This is a genomic window from Tissierella pigra, from assembly GCF_009695605.1.
In the GTDB taxonomy this organism is placed as follows: domain Bacteria; phylum Bacillota; class Clostridia; order Tissierellales; family Tissierellaceae; genus Tissierella; species Tissierella pigra.
Genome location: NZ_VUNQ01000058.1, coordinates 1 through 22,709 on the forward strand (window position 1 = coordinate 1; position 22,709 = coordinate 22,709).

The following is a 22,709-nucleotide window of genomic DNA, read 5'->3' on the forward strand; positions in this document are numbered from 1 at the left end:
TCTTTAGGATACATATCACCAATTGAATATAGAAATAGAGCTAGCTTTGATTTAGCAGCTTAGGCAGTATTTAGAAAGTATATTCTTGTTCGGAATAAATTTGTCTAAAAAAGGGTTGCCTTTCCACTATCTTCTGAATACCTAAATAAATGTGTATTATTAATATCTAGAGTCTTTAATGTTTTAGTTATTTCTATAAGCATATTGTCTAATCCTTGGTATCCAAATATTAATTTCACAAGTTTAAGGTTGCTACAATTTATTAGAAGCAATGCCTTGTTATTTTCTTTATGAACAAATATGTCCTCCTTAAAGAATTCTATAAAATGTTCTTTGTTAGGCAATTTAGTCAAAGAATCATAATACCCTAAGCGTTCAATTTTATAATTTTTGTGGATTATTAAAAATGTCATTATTTCATATATTACAAGTAAAAAGAATAAAATCAGTATAATTATTATTGTTATATTTTTTATTAAAGTAACCGTATTCTTTAAAGAATAAGTTATCACTAAAGTACCAGCTTTTATACCATCAACGTATATAGATGAAAATGTTCTATAGGTGGATATATGCCGATAGCTTTTTAAGTAATTTCTATTATGTCTAATATTTTCTGATTCCACTAGTTCATTAAATGCAGTATCACCTATTTTGGTTTTATCACTACTAGCAGTAATATTAAAATCATTATCTACAAAATGTATATATGTTATATTGTTTTCTCCTACTAATGTATCTATAAACTGTTGCACACTAAATCTATTGGTTAATTCATATACTTTATCAGATAAAATTCCGATTTGTATAAATTCACCATTGGAATGTTTAGAATAGGCATATTTATAATAATTATCTGATTCAGTGTCCTTTCGAATATCTTCAACTAAGTAATCCTCCATACCTTTCATAAAATTATATACAGGATGTCCTTCTTTTGCCGTCCATCCAACATAATTATCATTAGTAGAATATATTATCTCTCCCTTAGAATTATATAAATATATTTCATCAATTTTTAAATCCTTAGAAAGCTCTTTTAAAAATACATTATTTATTTCACTTCTATGTTTCCAGAGAGTTTTATTGGCAACGATTAACTTTTCATTAAGTAAATCTTGTATTACATTAGTTGCAGCAACAGAATCTGATAACCTAGACATATAATTATTTGCCAACCTATCAGATTCCCACTCCATGTGATCAACTAAAAATCGACTAACCATATCGGTAAAGTGAATTCCAGCTATTGTAAATATTATCACTGCACCTATTGGAATTGCATATGTTCTTAAACTAATTAATCTTACTTTTTTTCTTTTAATCAATTCCAACCCCCCCAGTCTGACTTTTATCTTGTTCTTTATCAGATAAATTTATCTCTCCAGCATCTCCAATGATATTTATAATAGTTGCAATCTTCAGTAATTTATTAATTGATATACCCTAATCTATTGAATTTATTTATATTCTACTAATTTACTTTTATTATTTTTAAAAAACTATAAATTTCTCTTGACATTATCAATTTAAAGTATTACTATTATTCTTAATATTAAAAATGCTTTGATGGAGAGAAAGATATCTAAACTTAATTACAGAGAGTTGGAATAGGTGGAACCCAACATTAAGAAGATATGTAATATTCACTCCTAAGCTGATTCGTTAAACGTTAGTTACAAGTAGGCGAATCCGAAAGCCCATCGTTATAGGGGATAGGACTGTTAGGTCTGATTGAGTGATGACTTTGTCATAATTAGGGTGGTACCACGGAGATATAATCTTCCGTCCCTATAAATATAGCTAAAAACTATATTTATAGGGACGGAAGATTTTTTTATGACCTAACACAACGAACGACAGTGAGTTGATGTAGGTCAAACGCAACAAGAACCAAATTCATGCGAGTGTAACGAGTAAATGAATTTGAGTTTCGAGACTGCGTGATATGACCTAACTTAGCGAACGCTTCCCCCTAATTATTCCATGGATTCAATCTAAGCTAATATCCTATATTTTTTATTAATTAAATTATAGGAGGATAAGAAAATGAAAACATTTAGTAAATTATTATCTTTAACAGTAGCAGGTATTATGGTTTTATCAGGTTGTAGTTCTAATATTGATACTACAAACAATATTCAAGATGAAAAGGTATATAAAATTGGAATTAGCCAATTGGCTGACCACCAGGCACTGGATGATGCAAGACGTGGTTTTGAAGATGGATTAAAAGAACTTGGAGTAAATGCAGAAATAGACTATCAAAATGCCCAAGGAGACATTCCTACTACTATTACTATCTCTCAGAAATTTGTAAAGGATGAAGTAGATTTAATCTATGCCATAGCCACATCAGCTGCACAATCTGCTAAACAAGCTACGAAAGATATTCCTATACTTTTCAGTGCTGTAACTGACCCTGTAAAGGCAGAAATAGTTCAGGATTGGAAAAATGTTGGTGGAAATATAACTGGTACATCAGATCTTGCACCTGCTGATTCTCAGCTAAAAATGTTCAAGGAAATTGACCCTACCATTAAAACTATAGGTATATTATATAATACAAATGAATCCAACTCTGAAATTCAAATAGAAGAAGTAAAGAAAATAGCTTCTTCCCAAGAATTGGAAATAATCACCGTTGGAGTAAGTAGTATAAATGAACTTCCCCAGGCAATAGACTCTATACTAAATAAGATCGATGCCTTATATGCCCTTTCTGACAATTTAATAGCTTCATCTGTTGAATTGTTATCAAAGAAACTTATAGATAAAAAAATTATCTCCGTATGTGCCGAGGAAACTCAAGTAAAAGGCGGACTGTTAATAACAAATGGACTAAGTTATTATGAACTAGGTAAACAGACAGCTGAAATGGCAAAAGAAATTCTCTTAGATAAAAAAGATATTTCAACTATACCTGTAGGAATGGCTGAAAAAACTATTACAACGATAAATATTAATACCCTAAAATCCTTAGGATTAGATGAAACAATCCCATTATTTAAAGATGCTGTCAAAGTGGGAAAATAAGTTTAATTAATAAAAACTAAATATTTAGCTATATTTATAACCCTAATTTATATCAGTTTCTATATTGAATCCATCAGAAAACTTTTAAGTAATTTTAAAAAACATATTGACATTACTACACTAAAGTATTATTATAGTTTTTAACATTAAAAATTGCTCTGATGGAGAGAAAGATATCATTGATTATTTAAAGAGAGTTGGGAAGGGTGAGAACCAACAATAACAAGATATGAAATATACACTCCTGAGCTGATTTCCTAAAAGTCAATTGCAAGTAGGGAAATCCGAAGGCCCATCGTTACAAGGGATAGGACTGTTAGGTCTGATTGAGTGATGACTTTGTCATAATTAGGGTGGTACCGCGGAGATATAATCTTCCGTCCCTATAAATATAGTTAAAAACTATATTTATAGGGACGGAAGATTTTTTTATGACCTAACTTAGCGAACGCTAGTGAGCTTTAGTAGGTCAAACGCAACGAACGCCAAATTCATGTGAGTGTAACGAACAAATGAATTTGTGTAGTGAGACTGCGTAATATGACCTAACTTAGCGAACACTTCCCCTAATTATTCCATGGATTCAATCTAAGCTAATATCCTATATTTTTTATTAATTAAATTATAGGAGGATAAGAAAATGAAAAAATTTAGTAAATTATTATCTTTAACAGTGGCAGGTATTATGGTTTTATCAGGTTGTAGTTCTAATATTGATACTGCAAACAATATTCAAGATGAAAAGGTATATAAAATTGGAATTAGCCAATTGGCTGACCACCAAGCACTGGATGATGCAAGACGTGGTTTTGAAGATGGATTAAAAGAACTTGGAGTAAATGCAGAAATAGACTATCAAAATGCCCAAGGAGACATTCCTACTACTATTACTATCTCTCAGAAATTTGTAAAAGATGAAGTAGATTTAATCTATGCCATAGCTACACCAGCTGCACAATCTGCTAAACAAGCTACGAAAGATATTCCTATACTTTTCAGTGCAGTAACAGATCCTGTAGTTGCTGAACTAGTTGATTCTATGGAAAAACCAGGAGGAAATATAACGGGAACATCAGATGCTAGTCCTATGGATAGACAATTACAATTGTTTAAGGATTTAGATGAAAATATTAAAAAAATTGGTATTATCTTTAATACTGATGAACAAAATTCACAAATTCAAGTGGAAATGGCAAAAGACTTAGGTTCTTCCATTGGTCTTGAAATTATAGAGGTTGGAATATCCAATATATCTGATATTCCCCAAGCAGTGGACTCTATAATTAAAAAGGTAGATGGAATATATACAATAACAGATAATAAGGTGGCATCTGCCATAAATATAGTTTCTGAAAAGGCTAAATCTAATAAATTAATTACCGTAGGTGCTGAAGACTCCCATGTAAATAATGGTATTCTCATAACCGATGGAATTAGCTACTATGAATTAGGGAAACAAACAGCACGAATGGCTAAGGAAATCTTAGTTGATGGAAAAACACCATCTGAAATTCCTTCAGAAACTGCCACTAATACCAAGAAAGTTTTCAATGAAAACACTCTAGGAGTCTTAGGCATTGATAAAAATAATAAAGCTTTTAAAGATGCAACAAAAAATCATTAAATAATGAGGTGAAATAAATGAATTCCTTAATAATTACTTCTTTTGAACAAGGATTAATATTTGCAATTTTAGCCATGGGAGTATTTATAACTTACAAAATACTTGATATAGCTGACCTTTCTGTAGAAGGTACATTTCCTTTTGGAGCCTTTGTATTTGCTAAATTTATATCCATGGGAATAAATCCAATAGTAAGTACATCAATAGCTTTTTTCTGTGGAACATTAGCAGGACTTTTTACAGCCACTTTATTTACAAAGCTAAAGATAAAACCTTTACTATCAGGTATTCTTACTATGACCATGCTTTACTCTGTAAATCTAAAAATAAATGGAAAATCTAATATACCATTATTTAGCTATAACTCTATTTTTGATTTAGGTCCAAATCTAATAGTTTTAGCTATAATTGTACTATCTATAAAAATTCTACTAGATGAATTTCTAAAAACAGAAACAGGCTATTTACTAATAACAACTGGAGATAATGAGTCCCTTGTAAAATCCCTTGGAGAAAATAGCAATAAGTATAAAATAATAGGACTAATGTTAGCCAATGGATTAGTAGCTCTAAGTGGTGCGTTAATGGCTCAAGTACAAGGATTTGCTGAGATAACCATGGGAAACTCTATTATAGTAGTAGCCCTTGCTTCAATTATAATAGGAGATACCATAAGAAAAAGTTCCAATAAAATTAAAAATACTACTAGGGCCATATTGGGAGCAATAATATATAAAATCATTGGTGGTATTGCCATAGATTTAGGTCTAAATCCCAATGACCTTAGGGCAATAAATGCAATAATTGTAATAGTATTTTTATCCTATAATAATTTTGCAGCTGACATCGTAAATTTAGTGAAAAAAAAGGAGGGAAATAAAGATGTTGAAAATAATAAACTTATCAAAGAAATTTAATATAAATACAGATAATGAAATTAATATTTTTCAAAACTTCAATTTGGAAATTGAAGAAAATAAATGTACAGCAATAATTGGTTCTAACGGCTGTGGCAAATCTACTCTCCTTAATATTATAGGTGGAAGTATTTTAGCCGATAAAGGTCAAATAGTGTTAAATGGCCATAATATAGAAAACTTAAGAGAAGAACAAAGAGCTAACCATATTGGAAGAGTATACCAGAATCCTTCTATGGGAGTATCTCCCTCTCTTACTATATTGGAGAATATGTCTTTAGCAAATAAAAAAGGAGAAAAATTTACTTTAAGAAAACTTATAAGAAAAAACAATATAGATAGATATATAGAATTACTAAAGGATTTAGATTTAGGTCTTGAAAACAAGTTAAATACAAAGGTAAAATTTTTATCTGGAGGTCAACGACAATCTTTATCTTTAGTCATGGCTGCTATGAAACATCCTGACTTACTTTTACTTGATGAACATACAGCAGCCTTAGATCCTAAAACCTCTAATGTAATAATGCAAAGAACAAGAGAATTAATAAAAAAATATTCTATGACAACCATAATGATTTCTCATAATATGAAAGATGCCATAGAATATTCAGATAGAATAGTAATGTTAGATAAGGGAGAAATCCTATTAGATAAGCCTAGCATAAATGTAACAGAGAAAGAATTAATTGATATATATAGAGAAAAGCTGCACAATTTTGCATAGTTAAAGAAGACCACTCCTACTATTTAATATGTAGGAGTGGTGTATAATTACAACATTAATCTTTCTTAAAATCTCCATACCATCCTGATTCGAAATCCAATTCTAACATCTTTCCAAACTCAATTGCCCATTCTCTAAAGAATGCACCTACAGAGGTAAGTATATTCCCATCTTTTATAAAATGTCCAATTTCTTCATAGGATTCTCTATACTCTGCTATATCCACCATACCCTCTAATTCTTCTATGGTTGTATGACCATGTTTTAATAATTCTTCCTTTAACATCCCAGCCAGATAACGCTTATTCTTCAATAAACCTGCCCTTGCAAGTAAAAAGGGAGTGCTGGAGATACTGGCAATTTTAATTCTAGGTAGATCAAATTGCTTCAAAAACGAATATATTCTCTCTTCATTGATAATGGGTTCAAGATCCATACATCCTGTTAATACTAAAGAATCAAACTCTTCTATATTCAAATCCTCAACTAATGCATCACAAACTATTTTCAGTCCTTCTTCACTCCTAACTGGATCTTTAGTTAAGCTGAATGTTGTATAGGGTTTATCAGCCTGAAGAAATATTGATAACATTACACTAAACTCATAGTTACTAAAATCATCATATAACAATACTGCTGTTTTCTTTTTACTCATAAACTATCCACCTCGTTTAATTAATATTCTTACTTAAAAATCACTTATCTTTCTTCCATAAATTGATCATTACACTCACCCCCAAACACACAAAAAAATGCTGAGAGAAAATCTCTCAGCATAATTAAAGCCTAAAAAGAGTACAAAAAAAGATGATAAAATCATCCTCAAATGTCAATAAATATTTGAAAGAGAGTTCTCGCTAAATTACGCACTAAAATAAGCCATTCCTAAGAATGTATTTCTGTGCATATTAAAATTTCTTATTTAGCAAGAATTTTGCTCATTGATACACCCCTCTCATATAATTAAATAAATTGTATCATAGATTGCTTTTGAATTCAAGTAATAAAATACTGGTGGCAATCTGATATTGATACCATTCTCTATAGCCCTACATCCAATAGGTAATACTGAGATTAACAACATAATAAATACTTCTTTCATATCTAAACTTACTCTCATCTTATACTTTTTACGCTTTCCTCTGGTATTTCAAGAAACTGAGAAAATAGTTCAATCTCCAGTTCACCGCTAAAATCCTTGTCTATAGGCTGAAGTACACATTCTCGCAACCTATATCCATTGATTCCTATTTCATTTTTATTAGTCCTCCCGATAATTCCAATACTAGAATTACTATATATTGGTGTTGCTTCTAAATAGTCTTTTATATAAAAATTAAGCTGAATATTATCTACTGTTTCATATTTTATAACGGCTAGATTTTTACCCCTTGGACAAACGTTTTTCAATCCTTCCATAAATATATTAAGATTTTTATCCCGTATCTCTCTATCTTCAATTTTTTCAGCCTTCTCCTTTATATCCTCATATATATCAAAAGAATAGATTTCATTTATAAAAAAACAGCTCTCCCTACCAAGTTCTTTATCATAATACACGATTTTTGTTCCTATATTTTGTTTTCCAAAATCTACTTTAAAACAATGTTGTATTGGTTTTTCTATGAAGCTTTGATTGATGTATAGTTTTATATCTAATTCCTTAGTCTTATCTATGCTAGGAGTAATTTCCTCTTCCATTTGCTCATATTGAGCAATCACTAGATTTTCCAGATTTATATCATCCCATTCTTCTGGAATTAAGCCTTTTTCAATAAAATGCTGTAACTGCATTATCTCTTCCAGGTTGCTGTTATTGATATGACTGTTTCTTGATGAACTAAAATTAACAATCTGCCCCTGTATTTCTATTTGCTTTATATAGAACTCCTTATGTCTACTGTGTTCTTCAATGCTGTGTAACTTTTCTTCTCTATTGGTCTTGATCTTTTCTCTATATTCACAATCAATTTCATTTATAGGACAACTTTTTTCTTCATATATAATCCATAGTCTATTTTTCTCTTTATCTACAGTAAAACTTAAGATTAAAACATCTCTCCCTCTTATATGTACACGTTCATTAATAATATATTCTTCTATAGGAAGTAACATCTGTTGTTTTAAATGTTTTAGTATCATCTTATCCCTCGCCTCCATATTGATGAAAATATCCAGTAAAATTGAAACCTATTATTTCTATATTATAATTCCTATCTAAATTCTTTAGCATCCCTAGGCAACGTTTTAATCTTTTTAATATATTCTGTTACATTTATATCGTCTTTAGTAGGATAATGGTATTCAAGTGATTCGGCTAATGAATTCCCTAATTTTCGTATAAATCTACCTGCTCTAAACAACGATTCCCACATTTCATCATAATCTATAGTTGGATATATGGAAACAAAGTCGTTGTACATTTCATCGGATAAATATTTTTCGAACCATTTTCCACACTTCCCAACATTTATATTCCATTCGTGTTTTTCCCCAATATGCCATGATAATAATGTTCTTATACAATCCATTAAAATAACATCAAACATATATTTAGCAAGGGGTAATTCATCTCTCCATATTCCTTTGGCAACATAGGTTTGAATCCACCATGATTCATTCAATAATTTATCAAACTCCTTTTTTGAAGGCTTTAGTACATAGTAACCAGTATCATTAGGTATAGGTATTGTAAGCTCATTATCATCTTTATTTAATAGTATTTTGCTAAGTGTATCTTCTTTAACTATTTCCCTAATATTTTTTATATCTTTAAAACTAAGATCTATTCTAACTCCATTTTTGAACTGCATAAGAAAAATATATGATCCATCATCAAAATCATTTTGCTGCATAATAACAAGTTCTCCAAATGCCTTGATCCATTTCTGATTTATTTTATAACTTAAATCTTCAATATCTGTTATAAAAAATACTATATCATAATCTTGCATTATATCTTTAGGTGCATTAGCATTAACTCTTGAACCGTTCATCATAACAGCTCTAACTCTATCTTCATTATTGGCAAAATCCAATATCTGATTTATCACTTCATTTTCTTTTCTCATATATTTTCTCTCCTTTTACAATCTTAATTGCAAATCAAATGAAGAATGTATAGTTTTAATAGATTGTAATCTAGTCATCAAATCTTATAAATAATTCCATTATATCATTATCTGATTTAAATCCTTTTCTCTCATAAAACTTAACTGCTTCATGACTTGGCCATACTATTAATATTTCCAAATCTTTTTCTGTTGCCCAAGTCTTTACATTGTCCATAAGTTTAGAACCTATTCCTTTACCTCTATATGACGGTTTTGTATAGATGTTTGTAACATATCCATACTCGTCAATAATTCTATTGGGTTTCGGAATCTTTCTAATGTGATTAATAGAAATATGGGATACGATCATATTATTATCTAATGCTATCCAATGAGTCCAATTTCCTTCTTCTAATCCGCTTTTAAAGAATTTATAACATTCCTTCATAAATATATCTTTATTTATAAAGTTTAAAGTATCCTTTCCTTCAGTCTTAAAATCCCACCTCATCTGCGATAGTTCTATAAAGTCTTCAATTCCCGCTATTCTATATTCCATAACATTTTCTCCTTTCACATAACTATCCGATTATACTCTAATAAGCTTAATAAACTTTTTTGATTTTCTATAAACTAAGTTTTCATTATTCTATTTGTCTTTTATACCCATTATCTTAAAGTATTTCAATAAATCTTTCCACTACTATTTATATTATTACAATTTAATTTACTTCAATGATAAACACTAATTCATCCATTCTAGTTATTTGTAAATCCTTACTATATCTTTTAAATTCATCTTTTAATGATTGAATATTTGAATAGTATTCGTCCTCTATTTCTTCAATTTCTTCCTTAGTCAATCTACTTATAATTTTTTCTTTTGCCTCTTGATTTTCAAACATCAAATCACCTATTACTATTCTTCCATTATCTTTTAATACTCTTATCATCTCTTTTATGGCAATTTTCTTTTCCTTCTCATTTAAATGATGAAAAGCATAGGTAGATACTATTACATCGAATTTCCCATTTCCAAAGGGTATATTTAAAAATTCTCCTAACCTTAATTTTAATTCAGGAAACTTCTCTTTTGCAACATTTAGCATCTCTCTAGACTGGTCTATTCCAATAATATCATATTGCCCCTGTAAAAACCTATTTGCTAAATTACCTGTTCCAACACCTATTTCCAGTACATTTATGGTATTTTCCTTATTTTTAACTGATTTTTCATAGACTGTATCTAATATCCCATTATAATATTTGTAGAAATTTAAGCTTCCACTATGTTTTTCTACCGACTTATCATAGGTTCTAGCCCAACTATTAAAATCCCATTTATCTTTCCACTGATTTTTTATTTGCCATAGGTCATTCATAGATTTTATTATCTTAATTGTTTTTTCTTTATATGCTTCGCTTTCACTTTCATAAATATTATCCATAATTTCTTCTAAGGAATCTTTTATTAACTGCATTCTATGAATTTGATTATTTATTACCTCCCATTGAACATGGAAATGGTTCAGTATATTATCTTTACTTTCATCTATAAATATATCCTTAATATTTTCTATTGGTATATCTAATTCTCTATACATTAATATGGTCTGTAATTTAATTAAATCATCTTCAGTAAAATACCTATAGGCATTTTCAAAATCCCTTTTTGGCTTAATCAATCCTTTCTTTTCATAAAATCTTATTTTATTAGTTGTAATATTGAATATATTTGATACTTCTTTTATGGAATAAGTTTTCTCCATTTTTGTGCCCCCTCTATATTATTCTATATATAGAATAAACCTTAGTCTAGGACTAAGGTCAAGAAAACAATTAAATATATTCTATTATTTTCTACTTTCTTCTTTTAAACACTGCTATAGCATCTCTACTATAGCCATTAGCCCCATTTGGTGTAAAACAAGATACTAATTCCCATCCTTGGTCGCCTAGTTTATTAAGTTCATAATTAAAGTCTTCAGTTTCTAATATTCCTCCACCAAATCCCTTCAATCCAAATTTAATAGTCTTATATTCCCATCTATCCAAAGTTAACCCCTCCTTAAATATTATATATAATATAAACTATTATAGACTTCTTGCCATTAATAAACATGGACTTTGTTCTCCCCAAATTTCTTTAATTTCCTCTAAAGGATAAAATCCTACCTTTCTATAAAATTCTCTAGTTTTTTTATAGTTCTTGTCAGGATGAGATTCTCCAAGGGTTTTAACCATTAAAAACTTATAATCATTTTCTAAAGAATAACCTACTGCTTTTTCAATTAAATCTCTGCCTATTCCTTTATTATGATATTCTTTTAAAATACCCATAGCATATATTTCAGATGTATATTCATTATTAATTTTCAAACTTAAAAATCCTATAGGTTTACCATCATCAAAAGCTGAATAAAATACGGTTTCTTTTACATTACCTACATATTCTATAATAGACTCTTCTATTCCAAACCAGTCTGGCAATTGTCTAAGTACAAAGTCGGTAATATTTGATTTTAATTCTTGGTCATCTATTAGTTTATATATATATCCGCAAATTCCAATAATATTAGTCATTACCTCCCCTCCATGGCACTATTATTATATCCCAACAAATATCTTTTAAAAAATTCTCTAAACCCATTGCCTATTTTGTCTTCTTTTTCTGTTATTTTCATATCTAAATAATATTTTTTACTGTTCTTTTCTACTGATAGAGAGTCAAGGGGGAATCCTTTATTTCTTCTTGTATGAGGCTTGTCCACAATTAGAAACTCATCTGATGATATTTCCTTTCCTTGGTACTGGTAGATATGCTTTTCATCTACCACAAGACAAATTGCATTTTCATATCTGGCTAATATTTGTCCTCCATTTTCCCTAGCAATACCCCCATAATATTCTATCATTTCTTCATCTGTTAACTCTTTTCCATGTACTCGTCTTACATGTACTCCTGGCTGTTTTTCTGATTCAATTCCTGTTATATAAAGCCCAGAATCACAGGAAAATACTGGTATCTTAGTTCTCCTATAATATTCTAATGCTTTTATTCTTGCATTTTCCAATGGATTATTTCCTGTTTCATCTATAGTATCATTTTGTATGATAACTGAGTTCAATCCTATTATTTCTATATCTAATCCTTTTAAAACTTCTCTCATACTTTCAAGTTTTGCTATATTAGTTGTTCCATATAATATTCTCATTTTTCACCTCTTACATAAATTTATCCCTAAAATACTCATAAGCTTCCTTGGAATCCTTATGATATAAAAGTAATGTTTCCTTATTTAATTCTAAATCCGTTAAATAATGTAATATTGCTTTTTCCCTTGAGTCTTTTAAGGCTTCTCTAATCTCATTTATAAGTTTTTCATACCCTTCTTCTTTCCAACTTAATTTATCTGCTAACAATACTTCTATTTCCATCTTACTTGGTGGTCTCCTTGAGGTTGTATGGTACCGAACTGCATTTAATATGTCTTCATTCTCTATTCCAAATACATTTTCTGCTATAAGTTTTGATATCTTTTGATGCAGGATTGAAGGCATTTGCTTTTCTTCATGGGTAATTTCAATGTTATTTTCTATACAAAACCTTATTATTTCATCCTTATCCACTACTCTTCCTAAATCATGACAATAACAGGCAACTTCGCTTCCTTCTTCTATGGAACCAAATTGTTTTTTAATATTATATAGTTCTGTAACTACATCAAGTGTATGTTCATATGTATCTTCTCTGCCATACATTAAAAAATATGAATGTATATCCCTCTTAAAGTCACCAGTTACCTTAAAATCTAGATATTTTTCCACCTTATACCTCCCATATAAAATTAACTAATAAAGTCTTTTACTTTCCACGGATTTCTTAAATTTCCTATGGACTAATTATATCTAACTATTCATATCCTTTCAATATCCATATATAATCATATATCTTCTATCACAAGATTCAAAAAATATTGAGTCAAAGTCTTATTTAATTACTTATTGGTTATAAAATAAATTTAGGTCTAGAAGGAGCTAAACTCCTCTAGACCTAAGATTTTACTTCTAAGTGAATAGCGTTATCTACATTAAATATTTTTATATTGAAAGATATACAAGAACATAGCTTCTTACATATATTCCGTACAAATGGAATTAAGCAAGACGTACTACAGTCATAGTTGCACCTGCACCAGTTTGAAGTATTGCTGTACCTACTAAGCCAAATAATTGAAGCTCAAGCTGATCTCCTGCATTCAGTGTAGTTATAGTAGTAGCAGTATAACCTGTTACAGAAGCTATTGGAGAGAAAACAGAACCTGGAATTGCTGTACCATTGCGAAGTACTCTAGAAGATATAAGCAAAGCTACGGTTACATTAATCTGGTAAGTTATTAGATAAGTTCCAGTTTCAGGAACTGTAAAGACAGTATTTGTTCCATTAACAGTAAAATCATCTAAGTTTTGATTATCAGGCAGACTTATAGTAGTACCACCTAATGCTACAAGGATAGTGTCTCCAGTTGCATTCTGTGCATTCATAGAATTTTCAGTAACTGCAACTCCTGGTGGTCCCTGTGGACCTTCTGGACCTATTGGTCCCTGTGGGCCTTCTGGACCTATTGGTCCCTGTGGACCTTCTGGACCTGTTGCTCCTGTTGCTCCTGCTGGACCTTGTGGACCTTCTGGACCTACTGGTCCTATTGGGCCTGTTGCTCCTGTTGGGCCTGCTGGGCCTTGTGGACCCTCCGGACCTGTTGCTCCTATTGGACCTTGTGGACCCATTGGTCCTTGTGGTCCTGCTTGGCCTTGTGGACCCATTGGTCCTTGTGGTCCTTGTGGTCCCCTTGGTCCACGACAACAACATTGTCCAGGATATGGTGGATTCGGTGGACATGGTGGATATGGTGGACACGGTGGATGTGGTGGATATGGTGGACATGGTGGATTCGGCGGACATGGTGGCCATGGCATACATCCTCCACAACATGAACATGAATATCCATTTTCTTGATAATATCTCATCATAGCATTATCTAAAAGCGAATAGTCTCGTTTATTAGAGAATCCTCTTGGTACTACACATGAATTAGATTGATTTGGTATTATACTATAACCCATTGTTTACCCCTTCCTTTTATCATAATTTTTATAACCAATAGGGAAAGTTATATTTTTTATCTTTTATAAATAATGAACTTTCCGTAGGTGAGTTTCAACAAAAGTTACATCTAACGCTTCAATAGAAGCTTTTGTCATAATCTAGTGGGATTTTATATTAAGCTGCAATTTTCTGTTCCCATTATCAGTCTATGTACAAGCCAAAAAAGTGTTACAATCATTTATAAATTATTTATCTTCAATAAAAATTAAAAAGTAGAATGGAAATTATAATCTATCCATTCTACTTTCTATATTAAATAAAAACTAATCACTAATGTTGAATTAAACCTTTCCTAGCTCCATCTTCAATCATACTCTCAACAAATTCCCATAATTGGTCTGAAGATTTTTTCACTGGTTCTATTCTCTTATATATATCTTCTTTTGATACATTAAATTTTCTCCAAGTTCCACCATCATTATTATAATTATTTAACATTGGCTGAAGTCTATCCATAGAAGCTGCAAATAGCGCTTCTGCTGTTTCACCTTCTTCAAATTCATCCCACAATTCTCTGAATTGTTTACCTTTATCTTCTTCTAATATTCCAAATATTTTTTCTGCCGCTTTTATTTCTCTTTCTTTCTTATCTTCATTTCCTTTTTTATCATAACAGAAAGTATCTCCTGCATAAATTTCTACTAAATCATGAGTAAGTAACATTTTTATCACCTTACATATATCTATCTTTTCATTGGAATATTCTCCCAATACCATTGCCATTATTGATATATGCCATGAGTGCTGTGCATCATCTTCTCTCCTGTCTTCATTGATTAAGCTTGTCTGCCTTAATATGCTTTTCATTTTATCTAATTCCACTATAAATTCTATATCTTTCATAAGTCTTTTACTTATCATTTTATCTCTCCTCATCTGAATCCTTTTTTATTCTTGCAATTGAATTAATTATTATGGCTATTATGGGTCCAAGTATAACTCCTAATGGACCTAAGATTGCAGCACCTAATATAGTTGCAACAAATGTATAAAGTGGTCTAAGTCCTATTTCTTTTCCTACTATTTTGGGTTCTATTATTTGCCTTAAAATCAACAAGACAATATATATAATGGATAAATTAATTCCCATCTTATTTTGCCCTGCTATAAAACTAATTATAGACCAAGGAATCATAACTAATCCTGCCCCTAGAACTGGAATTATATCTAATATTGCAATTCCTAAAGAAATCAATATTACATAGGGAACATCTATTATAGTTAATCCTATACTCATAATAATAAAGGTTATAAACATTAATTTAACCTGAGCCTTTATATAACCTTTAATACCTTTTTCTGTATCATTTATTATTTTTTTTAAAAACTCCATTTTATTAGCCATTATCATTCTCCTATATTATACATCATTAATTCTATTATTTGAAATTATACCATACCTATTCCTCTAATAAATATAAAATCCTCAAAACAGTAAATTATTTTTATTTTATTACATTACATATAATGGCAATTAACATAAGAATATTTTTTCTATAAAATCAAGAAACTATAATACTAACACATAAATAATGGAGGTCTTTTTATGAGAAAATTTCAAAAAATAATTTTATCCCTTAGCTTAACCATATTATTATCAAATAATGTCTATTCTATTGATAATCAAAATAAATATAAGACTTTGATGAAAAATTCTAATAACATAAGTGGTGAAGTAGAATTTATTATTAATAAAATTAAAGATAGATATGATATTCCTGAAGCTTCTTCTGAAGTAAGCAATATGCCTTGGAGAAATGATAAAGAATTTTTAAAGGCTAAGGAGAAACATAATACTCCCACTCTTATTGCAGGATTTTGTGCAGTTCTCAAGGATCCTTTACCTGGTGAAGAATATAATGTTAATTTAGCAGCCAGAAAAGCTAAAGGACTAGTAGTTAAACCTTCAGATATATTTTCTCAAAATACCAATATAGGTCCTTATACTAAAGTCAGAGGATTCAAAGAAGGTGCATCTTATATAGGTGGAAATATTATAATGACTGAAGGTGGAGGTGTATGCAAGGTTGCCACTACCCTTTACAACTTAGCAGTCTTATCTAATCTTGAAATCATAGAAAGACACAACCACTCCATGCCTATTAACTATGTACCTTATGGTCAAGATGCAACAGTGGCATATGGAGTAAAGGATCTTAGATTTAAAAATACTACTGAAAGTTCCATATTGATTTGGACAGAAATGATTGATAATAGACTATATATGGGATTTTATGGAAGTGAAAAGCCTCCTAAAGTAATTTGGAACCATGAAGTAAAAGATATTGTAGCTCCATCTACAAAATATATCAAAAATGAAAAATTAAATTCTGGTGAAATGAAAACTGTATTAAATGGTATGGATGGTGCAACTGTAAAATCAACTATTACAATCACTTATGGCGATGGACATTATATTATAAAAAATATGGGAATTAGTCATTATCAGCCATTACCTAAAGTAATTGAAACCAATTAATTTTATATTTTAAAATTTATTGGGTATTATATAATAAATCATTAAATCTTTTAAGGAGGTTTTTAAATGAAAAAGGATAAAAGAAGTTTAAATGCTAAAACTGAAAATTTATCATCAACTGGAACATATAAAAACCATAGAGATCCTCATTTTGGATATTCACCAACAGATATATATTACGATACAGAAGAGAAAATACCAGAATCAAAAGTTTCAATACCAACCTATGATGCAGTTGTATCTGCAAAGGAATGGGTAGATGATGTAAATAAAAAATAGCCTATGGCTATTTTTTATGATATTTTTTATATATTTAGGCATACTAATCATATGAATTATGAGAGGATGATTGTATGGAAAACCCAAAAGCAATTGCAGAAATACTGAATCAAGCTAAAAAAATAGAAGAAAACAACTTTTCTAGCATGGAGCATTTCACAAGTATAAATATGTTGCTTAATGCCAACGACTTGGGAAATACAAAAGATAAAGAATTAACAGCTAAATTTAATAAACTTAACCAACATATGAAAGATATTAATACGTTGACTTCCGACTTATTAAATGATTTAGCTTCTAGACACAACTAAAGTGATGGATTCCATCACTTTAGTTCTTTATATTTAAAATTTCTATTTTATTTCACAACTATTATAGTTAATATTGCTATAATAATTGGTAATATCATAATAGCCATACCAATTGGTCTTCCTGCATTAATTGTCCAGCCTACTCCCACTCTTTTCTCTACAAATATAGATACATCTTCTGGATTATAGTAAATCGTATTTCCTAGCTTCCATAATCTATCATCATCTATATCATAGTCACTTAGAGTTTCTTTACTATCCTTTAGTTTTAGTCTATCTCCACCTTGCCCAACTACTATGCTTAAAATTACAGAGACTATAATTGCAAATCCAAAAGTAATTCCCCCTAAAATATTAATTAAAGCATTATATTTTATAATTCCTAAAACCAACATATTTACAACAGTAAAAAAGACTTCGATTAATACCAGTAATATTATAAAGTAAATAGACCATACTTTTCTAAATATAATATTTCTTCTTAATGAATCTTCTGGATTTCTTGAATTTATCTGTTGCTTTGCAGTTATAGAAAAATAATAGGTTATATATAATACTATAGCCATCAAAAATTGTCTCATAGGAATCAACAAAGCTGTGAACATGGATTTATCCATATAACCATCAATATTTCCTTTCCAATCCCAATGAGTGGCTACTTTATCTGGTAAAAATGGATACATTTTAATAGAAAGTAATGTACTTATTACAATTATTAGTATGGGAATTATAAACCATTTCCTAGATATTATAGTTGTTTTTGCCTTATCCCTGCTAAATTTCATATCTACCACTACTACACCTTTACTTAAATATCTCCAATCATTTTCCTCTTTTAACTTCTTTAATTTTTTATTCCATCGTAGATATATAGTAAAAAGTAATCCTAAATATAGAAAAATTGAAATATCAAATATATAAATGTACTCTAAATAATATACTAAAATAGGAGTTAAAATCAATGCAGGTACACCTACCATAAGAGTTTCTTTCCTAAATCCTTTTATAATATTTTTAACTTCCTCTGTTTTCATTTTATCCCCTGGTATCTTTACTCCTAAAAGTATGTTTTTTCTAGTTATTTCAGGAGTTAATATTTGAAGTATAAGCAATATCAGTAAAGTAAACCAATAGAATAATATTGTAATCATCTTTTCAGGCATCTTATCACCTCTTATTTGTGACTTTTATCTATAATTTCATCATATATATCTGAACAAATTTTTATAAATTCTTCTTTATCTATATTTCTATTTTTGCTATCTGCTATTAAGTAATTTAACTCCTCTTTCAAAATTCGCAAATATTCTTCTTCTGCCTGTGGTAGGTTATCCTTTATCATGGCTCCTTTTCTTCTATCAATGATTAAATAGCCTTCATTCTTTAATATATTATATGTTTTGTTTACAGTGTGAAGATTTATTCCAATATCTCCACCTAATTGTCTAACAGATGGAAGCTCTTCTCCTGCTTCCAGCTCTCCTTTGGCTATTCCTATTATAATCTGCCGTCTAAGCTGTTCATATATAGGGGTTTCAGACTCAAAATCTATTTTAAGCAACATAGGCTTCATCCTCTCATTCTGTTATATAAATAATATAACAGATGATTTAGTCTTGTCAATGTATAAAAATCCTCTTGATTTAATCAAGAGGATAATTTCTATAAAACTCCAATCTATCTTCTAATGTAGGATGTGTAAAATACCATATTTTATATATATTACTTGGACGAGGAAGCCCTAAACTTTCTTTATATAATTTTTCCATGGCAGATATGGCTGACTCTCTATCTTCTGTTAAAGTAATCTCATAGGCATCTGCCTCTATCTCCATTTCTCTAGAAAAATAATTCATAATTGGTGATCCTATAAATGAATAAAAGTTTAAAACCACGAGCAAAAGTGGCAGTGCAGCTATATCATGAAGTTTTTTTATCCCAAAAGTTTCATGTGATGATTTAAGTATCCAAGTTGATGTAATATGGACTAAAAATAATAACAATACTATACTAAAACTACTTTGAATAATATTTTTCCAAATATGTCCCTTTACATAATGACCTATTTCATGTGCTGTTATACTTAAAACTTCTTTTTCATCTAAATTATTAATAGTTGTATCCCATAACACTATTCTCTTAGAATGAAATACTCCTGTCATATAGGCGTTCATAGTCTTAGTATCCTTAGATTTATCTACCTTATATATACTAGCATCTCCTATATCTGCCTTATGTAGAAGTTCTGTTATTTCTTTACCTAGCTTTTCATCCTCTATAGATGTGTATTTGTTAAATATAGGGTCTACTACAAAAGGTGAAATAAATACCATAAATATAATTACTGGTATGGCTAAAACAGATAATTGTAACCACCAAGTTTTAGGACTTCTCTTTATTATATAAAATGGTACAAATATAAAAAGACATATTAATAAATCATTTACTATAAAGCTTTTAAGGGAGACTTCCAGCCATCTATAGAATGTTTGATTAGACAAACCATATTTGTGACTTAAGTAAAAAGAACTATAATAGTTTAATGGAAGGTTTATTATAAACATTAGAGTAAAAAATATAATTCCATAAAATAATCCAGTTAAAAACAAAGATTTTCTCTCTATTAAAGATCTTATTCCACTAGATAGTCTTGATGTAAGAAATATCAATGGTATAAAAAATTGTAATATCAGCCTTATTCCCCACACTCTCAGACTATCCTTTCTAAGATTATAGGATTCTTCCGATAAATCTGAATATTCAGCCCTTATGTTTTTCATATTTGTATATTCACTAGTTAAAACTATCCCAATAAAAATTAATAGCAATAAGAAGAATATGGAAATAGTTAGTTTGAGTTTTTTAGTCATAGTATCACCTCTTCTATATAATTTACCCTATTAGTTATTTTATTCTAAATTTTTTTTATTTATGATATAGAAAAAAATAAGGAAAATTAATTCCTTATTTTTTATAGATCTATTTTCTTTTCTATTATATGTCCTGTAGTTATAAAAGCCAATACAGAAATTACTATTTGTGATAGACTACCAATTATATTTATAAAAATATTATTATTTCCAAGCATTATTGTCTGCCCCTGTACATTACCAACTATATTCATTAAGGAATGTGCTTCATACTGATGCAATACTTTAAAAGTACTTAAATCTAAGAAGTATGGAAATACACTGCTAATTTTAAAAACTAAATAGCTAGTTAAAGCATTTAATATTATAAATATTATGAACCATAGACCACCAATCTTTTTATTTCTTACACTTACCTTACTTAAAGCCATGGAGAAATAAATTAGAATTTGAGTCATAATAACTGATAATCCTGATATTATCCCTAGAGAAAACACTCCAGAATTTATCATATTGAATATTTCCTTTCCAACTTTTATCCATTCTCCACCAAATAAAATGAATGCAAGTAATAGGTTATATATAACTATGGAAAGTCCTAAAGCTAAATACCATAATAAAGCAACTATTATTTTACTTCCAAGTATTTGATTTCCAGTGAGAGGTAGTGTAAATGTCAAGTAACCTCTATCCTCATATAGTTCTTTTCTAAAGGATCCTATGATCTGAAAAAACGCTGTTAGGAATGCTCCAAATATGACTGCTATTGATGCAATTAGCATAAATGTTCCAAAACCTGTAATATCATTTCCTGAACCCATCATGTCAAGCTTCATTTGTTTAGATATATTAAGTTGTATAATAGTTGATGCAATTAATACTATGGCTATTATACCTAAAATAAATTTATAACTTCCTTTTATTTCATATTTCATATATTTTCTCATTTTACCCCTCCTATTCACCAAATATTTCTTTATAAAGTTCATCTATTTGCATACCTTTTTCTTCCCTAAGGTCTTCTGCATTTCCTGTTAAATAAATTTCCCCATCCCTTAGAAATACTACATCATCAAAGATATTTTCCATATCTCTAACTAAATGGGTTGTAATTAACATGGTACTTTCTTTGTCATAGTTATTTATTATGGCATCAAGGATTTGATCTCTTGCTACTGGGTCTACTCCTGCTATTGGTTCATCTAATACATAGACCTTAGCTTTTCTTGATAAAACTAAAGTCAAATTTAATTTTTCTGTCATTCCCTTAGAAAGTGAACTTATCTTTGCATTTCTATCTAATTTCATAAACTTTAATAATTCATATGCCTTATTCTCATCAAAGTCTGTATAAAAATCTTTATAGAAGTTAATTCCATCTTGTATATTCATCCACTCATATAAAAAGTTTCTATCTGGTAAATAGGATACTACAGACTTTGTATATACTCCTGGTTTTTTGCCATCTACTAAAATGTCTCCTTTAGATTGTCTAAGTATTCCTGTAATTATCTTAATCATAGTAGTTTTTCCACTACCATTTGGACCTAAGATTCCAATAACTTTTCCTTTTTCTAAATTTAAATCTACATTATTTAATGCCTTTTTATTAAGATAGGATTTAGTAAGCCCTTTAATTTCTATGATATTTTCCATTACTTAACCTCCTTTACTCTTTCATTAATTAATTCTATTATATCCTTTGAAGTAAATCCCAGAGATTCCATGTCTGCTAAAAATGACTTTATAATATTTGAAGCCATATTATTCTTTAAATCCTTTATAATTTTCATATCTTCCGTAACAAAAGTTCCCATACCTCTTTGTGTAAATACTAAACCTTCTCTTTCTAGTTCTTGATAAGCTCTTTGTATTGTATTTGGATTTACCTTTAGTTCTGTAGATGTTTCTCTAACTGATGTCAATTTATCTCCTCCTTTCAACTCTCCTGATACTATTTTCTTTCTAATCAAATTCATAATCTGAGAATAAATTGGTAAATTATCATTAAATATCATTTCTCCACCTCTTTCCTTATCGTCTTAGTGTATTAATTATATAGTACACTATAACCCTATGATTGTCAATGATTATTTATGAAAAAAAATAAGCCCTAAGAGTACTAGTGTTGCATTAATGTAAAATTTAAGCTTTGACAAAATGGATGCTCTAAATACAGCATCCATTTTGTCAATATTATACTATATATCATATATTTACCATCTATTACGTATGGAAAACCAAGG

General features: G+C 29.4%; 27 protein-coding genes and 2 other annotated features. Of the genes, 7 read left to right on the forward strand and 20 right to left on the reverse strand.

Translation table 11 applies throughout. The features are described from left to right. Positions 1-104: 104 nt before the first annotated feature. Complete coding sequence (locus FYJ83_RS17225) at positions 105-1,328, reverse strand: GGDEF domain-containing protein (protein ID WP_154442702.1); 1,224 nt, start codon at positions 1,326-1,328, stop codon at positions 105-107. A 229-nt stretch (positions 1,329-1,557) separates the two neighbouring features. Beyond that, positions 1,558-1,796, forward strand: a binding site (T-box leader). Positions 1,797-2,049: 253 nt separating this feature from the next. Here FYJ83_RS17225 and FYJ83_RS17230 point away from each other — a divergent pair. The 4 genes from FYJ83_RS17230 (at position 2,050) to FYJ83_RS17245 (ending at position 6,304) form a co-directional block, all read left to right on the forward strand. Then, on the forward strand, positions 2,050-3,036 hold the full coding sequence (locus FYJ83_RS17230; protein WP_154442704.1) for an ABC transporter substrate-binding protein: 987 nt from the start codon (positions 2,050-2,052) through the stop codon (positions 3,034-3,036). 149 nt (positions 3,037-3,185) lie between these two features. Next, positions 3,186-3,424, forward strand: a binding site (T-box leader). A 252-nt stretch (positions 3,425-3,676) separates the two neighbouring features. Continuing rightward, positions 3,677-4,660: an ABC transporter substrate-binding protein gene (locus tag FYJ83_RS17235; RefSeq protein ID WP_154442706.1), complete on the forward strand. Its 984-nt coding sequence runs from the start codon at positions 3,677-3,679 to the stop codon at positions 4,658-4,660. A 17-nt stretch (positions 4,661-4,677) separates the two neighbouring features. Further along, positions 4,678-5,577, forward strand: coding sequence for an ABC transporter permease (locus FYJ83_RS17240; RefSeq protein ID WP_154442708.1), 900 nt, complete (start codon positions 4,678-4,680; stop codon positions 5,575-5,577). Further along, the gene (locus FYJ83_RS17245; protein ID WP_154442710.1) at positions 5,543-6,304 is read left to right on the forward strand and encodes an ABC transporter ATP-binding protein; all 762 of its coding nucleotides are present in this window, start codon (positions 5,543-5,545) and stop codon (positions 6,302-6,304) included. The genes FYJ83_RS17240 and FYJ83_RS17245 overlap by 35 nt, the downstream gene beginning before the upstream one ends. 55 nt (positions 6,305-6,359) lie before the next feature. Here the strand turns inward: FYJ83_RS17245 and FYJ83_RS17250 are convergent, their stop codons facing one another. The 13 genes from FYJ83_RS17250 to FYJ83_RS17305 all read right to left on the reverse strand — a co-directional run bounded on the left by FYJ83_RS17250 (position 6,360) and on the right by FYJ83_RS17305 (position 15,869). Further along, a complete protein-coding gene (locus FYJ83_RS17250; protein ID WP_154442712.1) occupies positions 6,360-6,959 on the reverse strand; it encodes a DJ-1/PfpI family protein in 600 nt (199 codons plus the stop codon). Positions 6,960-7,259: 300 nt separating this feature from the next. Next, positions 7,260-7,424, reverse strand: a complete 165-nt coding sequence (locus FYJ83_RS19745; RefSeq protein WP_195838044.1) for a hypothetical protein — start codon at positions 7,422-7,424, stop codon at positions 7,260-7,262. After that, entirely contained in the window at positions 7,421-8,446 is a 1,026-nt protein-coding gene (locus FYJ83_RS17255) for a hypothetical protein (protein WP_154442714.1), read from the reverse strand. The genes FYJ83_RS19745 and FYJ83_RS17255 overlap by 4 nt, the downstream gene beginning before the upstream one ends. Positions 8,447-8,517: 71 nt before the next feature. Beyond that, positions 8,518-9,375: an aminoglycoside 6-adenylyltransferase gene (locus FYJ83_RS17260; RefSeq protein WP_154442716.1), complete on the reverse strand. Its 858-nt coding sequence runs from the start codon at positions 9,373-9,375 to the stop codon at positions 8,518-8,520. Positions 9,376-9,445: 70 nt separating this feature from the next. Then, complete coding sequence (locus FYJ83_RS17265; protein ID WP_154442718.1) at positions 9,446-9,916, reverse strand: GNAT family N-acetyltransferase; 471 nt, start codon at positions 9,914-9,916, stop codon at positions 9,446-9,448. A 163-nt stretch (positions 9,917-10,079) separates the two neighbouring features. After that, the gene (locus FYJ83_RS17270; RefSeq protein WP_154442720.1) at positions 10,080-11,126 is read right to left on the reverse strand and encodes a MerR family transcriptional regulator; all 1,047 of its coding nucleotides are present in this window, start codon (positions 11,124-11,126) and stop codon (positions 10,080-10,082) included. A 91-nt stretch (positions 11,127-11,217) separates the two neighbouring features. Continuing rightward, positions 11,218-11,412: a DUF4177 domain-containing protein gene (locus FYJ83_RS17275; RefSeq protein WP_154442722.1), complete on the reverse strand. Its 195-nt coding sequence runs from the start codon at positions 11,410-11,412 to the stop codon at positions 11,218-11,220. 39 nt (positions 11,413-11,451) lie between these two features. Next, positions 11,452-11,940 (reverse strand): GNAT family N-acetyltransferase, encoded by a 489-nt coding sequence (locus tag FYJ83_RS17280; RefSeq protein WP_154442724.1) that lies wholly within the window; start codon positions 11,938-11,940, stop codon positions 11,452-11,454. Next, a complete protein-coding gene (locus tag FYJ83_RS17285; RefSeq protein ID WP_154442726.1) occupies positions 11,940-12,572 on the reverse strand; it encodes a non-canonical purine NTP pyrophosphatase in 633 nt (210 codons plus the stop codon). The genes FYJ83_RS17280 and FYJ83_RS17285 overlap by 1 nt, the downstream gene beginning before the upstream one ends. A 10-nt stretch (positions 12,573-12,582) precedes the next feature. After that, the gene (locus FYJ83_RS17290) at positions 12,583-13,185 is read right to left on the reverse strand and encodes an HD domain-containing protein (protein WP_154442728.1); all 603 of its coding nucleotides are present in this window, start codon (positions 13,183-13,185) and stop codon (positions 12,583-12,585) included. A gap of 330 nt (positions 13,186-13,515) precedes the next feature. Continuing rightward, a complete protein-coding gene (locus tag FYJ83_RS20505; protein WP_195838045.1) occupies positions 13,516-14,481 on the reverse strand; it encodes a BclA C-terminal domain-containing protein in 966 nt (321 codons plus the stop codon). Positions 14,482-14,794: 313 nt separating this feature from the next. Beyond that, on the reverse strand, positions 14,795-15,385 hold the full coding sequence (locus FYJ83_RS17300) for an HD domain-containing protein (RefSeq protein WP_154442730.1): 591 nt from the start codon (positions 15,383-15,385) through the stop codon (positions 14,795-14,797). 1 nt (position 15,386) lies between these two features. After that, positions 15,387-15,869 carry an AI-2E family transporter gene (locus FYJ83_RS17305; RefSeq protein ID WP_195838046.1) on the reverse strand — a complete coding sequence of 161 codons (483 nt, stop codon included), beginning with the start codon at positions 15,867-15,869 and terminating at the stop codon, positions 15,387-15,389. Between the two features lie 201 nt (positions 15,870-16,070). Between FYJ83_RS17305 and FYJ83_RS17310 the strand changes: the two genes are divergently transcribed. From FYJ83_RS17310 to FYJ83_RS17320, 3 genes are all read left to right on the forward strand, one after another. Beyond that, entirely contained in the window at positions 16,071-17,003 is a 933-nt protein-coding gene (locus FYJ83_RS17310; RefSeq protein WP_216585500.1) for a VanW family protein, read from the forward strand. A 66-nt stretch (positions 17,004-17,069) separates the two neighbouring features. Further along, positions 17,070-17,282 (forward strand): CDIF630_02480 family spore surface protein, encoded by a 213-nt coding sequence (locus tag FYJ83_RS17315; RefSeq protein WP_154442734.1) that lies wholly within the window; start codon positions 17,070-17,072, stop codon positions 17,280-17,282. A gap of 74 nt (positions 17,283-17,356) precedes the next feature. Further along, the gene (locus tag FYJ83_RS17320; RefSeq protein WP_154442736.1) at positions 17,357-17,593 is read left to right on the forward strand and encodes a hypothetical protein; all 237 of its coding nucleotides are present in this window, start codon (positions 17,357-17,359) and stop codon (positions 17,591-17,593) included. 47 nt (positions 17,594-17,640) lie between these two features. Here FYJ83_RS17320 and FYJ83_RS17325 read toward each other — a convergent pair whose 3' ends face one another. The 6 genes from FYJ83_RS17325 to FYJ83_RS17350 form a co-directional block, all read right to left on the reverse strand. Then, positions 17,641-18,756, reverse strand: coding sequence for a DUF1648 domain-containing protein (locus FYJ83_RS17325; protein ID WP_154442738.1), 1,116 nt, complete (start codon positions 18,754-18,756; stop codon positions 17,641-17,643). Positions 18,757-18,767: 11 nt separating this feature from the next. Further along, the gene (locus tag FYJ83_RS17330) at positions 18,768-19,157 is read right to left on the reverse strand and encodes a GntR family transcriptional regulator (protein WP_154442740.1); all 390 of its coding nucleotides are present in this window, start codon (positions 19,155-19,157) and stop codon (positions 18,768-18,770) included. A gap of 79 nt (positions 19,158-19,236) precedes the next feature. Next, positions 19,237-20,463 carry a M48 family metallopeptidase gene (locus tag FYJ83_RS17335; RefSeq protein ID WP_154442742.1) on the reverse strand — a complete coding sequence of 409 codons (1,227 nt, stop codon included), beginning with the start codon at positions 20,461-20,463 and terminating at the stop codon, positions 19,237-19,239. Positions 20,464-20,564: 101 nt separating this feature from the next. Further along, positions 20,565-21,410 carry a hypothetical protein gene (locus tag FYJ83_RS17340; protein WP_154442744.1) on the reverse strand — a complete coding sequence of 282 codons (846 nt, stop codon included), beginning with the start codon at positions 21,408-21,410 and terminating at the stop codon, positions 20,565-20,567. 10 nt (positions 21,411-21,420) lie between these two features. Continuing rightward, positions 21,421-22,119 (reverse strand): ABC transporter ATP-binding protein, encoded by a 699-nt coding sequence (locus FYJ83_RS17345; protein WP_154442746.1) that lies wholly within the window; start codon positions 22,117-22,119, stop codon positions 21,421-21,423. Next, positions 22,119-22,481: a GntR family transcriptional regulator gene (locus tag FYJ83_RS17350; RefSeq protein ID WP_154442748.1), complete on the reverse strand. Its 363-nt coding sequence runs from the start codon at positions 22,479-22,481 to the stop codon at positions 22,119-22,121. The genes FYJ83_RS17345 and FYJ83_RS17350 overlap by 1 nt, the downstream gene beginning before the upstream one ends. Positions 22,482-22,709: the final 228 nt, after the last annotated feature.

What these genes read in the sequence shown, in the direction of transcription:
- FYJ83_RS17300 (WP_154442730.1), bottom strand. Translation starts at nt 15,385, where the DNA reads ATGATAAGTAAAAGACTTATGAAAGATATAGAATTTATAGTGGAATTA.
- FYJ83_RS17285 (WP_154442726.1), bottom strand. Translation starts at nt 12,572, where the DNA reads ATGAGAATATTATATGGAACAACTAATATAGCAAAACTTGAAAGTATG.
- FYJ83_RS17230 (WP_154442704.1), top strand. Translation starts at nt 2,050, where the DNA reads ATGAAAACATTTAGTAAATTATTATCTTTAACAGTAGCAGGTATTATG.
- FYJ83_RS17345 (WP_154442746.1), bottom strand. Translation starts at nt 22,119, where the DNA reads ATGGAAAATATCATAGAAATTAAAGGGCTTACTAAATCCTATCTTAAT.
- FYJ83_RS17310 (WP_216585500.1), top strand. Translation starts at nt 16,071, where the DNA reads ATGAGAAAATTTCAAAAAATAATTTTATCCCTTAGCTTAACCATATTA.
- FYJ83_RS17280 (WP_154442724.1), bottom strand. Translation starts at nt 11,940, where the DNA reads ATGACTAATATTATTGGAATTTGCGGATATATATATAAACTAATAGAT.
- FYJ83_RS17250 (WP_154442712.1), bottom strand. Translation starts at nt 6,959, where the DNA reads ATGAGTAAAAAGAAAACAGCAGTATTGTTATATGATGATTTTAGTAAC.
- FYJ83_RS17325 (WP_154442738.1), bottom strand. Translation starts at nt 18,756, where the DNA reads ATGCCTGAAAAGATGATTACAATATTATTCTATTGGTTTACTTTACTG.
- FYJ83_RS19745 (WP_195838044.1), bottom strand. Translation starts at nt 7,424, where the DNA reads ATGAGAGTAAGTTTAGATATGAAAGAAGTATTTATTATGTTGTTAATC.
- FYJ83_RS17240 (WP_154442708.1), top strand. Translation starts at nt 4,678, where the DNA reads ATGAATTCCTTAATAATTACTTCTTTTGAACAAGGATTAATATTTGCA.
- FYJ83_RS17340 (WP_154442744.1), bottom strand. Translation starts at nt 21,410, where the DNA reads ATGAGAAAATATATGAAATATGAAATAAAAGGAAGTTATAAATTTATT.
- FYJ83_RS17335 (WP_154442742.1), bottom strand. Translation starts at nt 20,463, where the DNA reads ATGACTAAAAAACTCAAACTAACTATTTCCATATTCTTCTTATTGCTA.
- FYJ83_RS20505 (WP_195838045.1), bottom strand. Translation starts at nt 14,481, where the DNA reads ATGGGTTATAGTATAATACCAAATCAATCTAATTCATGTGTAGTACCA.
- FYJ83_RS17235 (WP_154442706.1), top strand. Translation starts at nt 3,677, where the DNA reads ATGAAAAAATTTAGTAAATTATTATCTTTAACAGTGGCAGGTATTATG.
- FYJ83_RS17255 (WP_154442714.1), bottom strand. Translation starts at nt 8,446, where the DNA reads ATGATACTAAAACATTTAAAACAACAGATGTTACTTCCTATAGAAGAA.
- FYJ83_RS17265 (WP_154442718.1), bottom strand. Translation starts at nt 9,916, where the DNA reads ATGGAATATAGAATAGCGGGAATTGAAGACTTTATAGAACTATCGCAG.
- FYJ83_RS17305 (WP_195838046.1), bottom strand. Translation starts at nt 15,869, where the DNA reads ATGGCTAATAAAATGGAGTTTTTAAAAAAAATAATAAATGATACAGAA.
- FYJ83_RS17320 (WP_154442736.1), top strand. Translation starts at nt 17,357, where the DNA reads ATGGAAAACCCAAAAGCAATTGCAGAAATACTGAATCAAGCTAAAAAA.
- FYJ83_RS17245 (WP_154442710.1), top strand. Translation starts at nt 5,543, where the DNA reads ATGTTGAAAATAATAAACTTATCAAAGAAATTTAATATAAATACAGAT.
- FYJ83_RS17270 (WP_154442720.1), bottom strand. Translation starts at nt 11,126, where the DNA reads ATGGAGAAAACTTATTCCATAAAAGAAGTATCAAATATATTCAATATT.
- FYJ83_RS17260 (WP_154442716.1), bottom strand. Translation starts at nt 9,375, where the DNA reads ATGAGAAAAGAAAATGAAGTGATAAATCAGATATTGGATTTTGCCAAT.
- FYJ83_RS17330 (WP_154442740.1), bottom strand. Translation starts at nt 19,157, where the DNA reads ATGTTGCTTAAAATAGATTTTGAGTCTGAAACCCCTATATATGAACAG.
- FYJ83_RS17350 (WP_154442748.1), bottom strand. Translation starts at nt 22,481, where the DNA reads ATGATATTTAATGATAATTTACCAATTTATTCTCAGATTATGAATTTG.
- FYJ83_RS17315 (WP_154442734.1), top strand. Translation starts at nt 17,070, where the DNA reads ATGAAAAAGGATAAAAGAAGTTTAAATGCTAAAACTGAAAATTTATCA.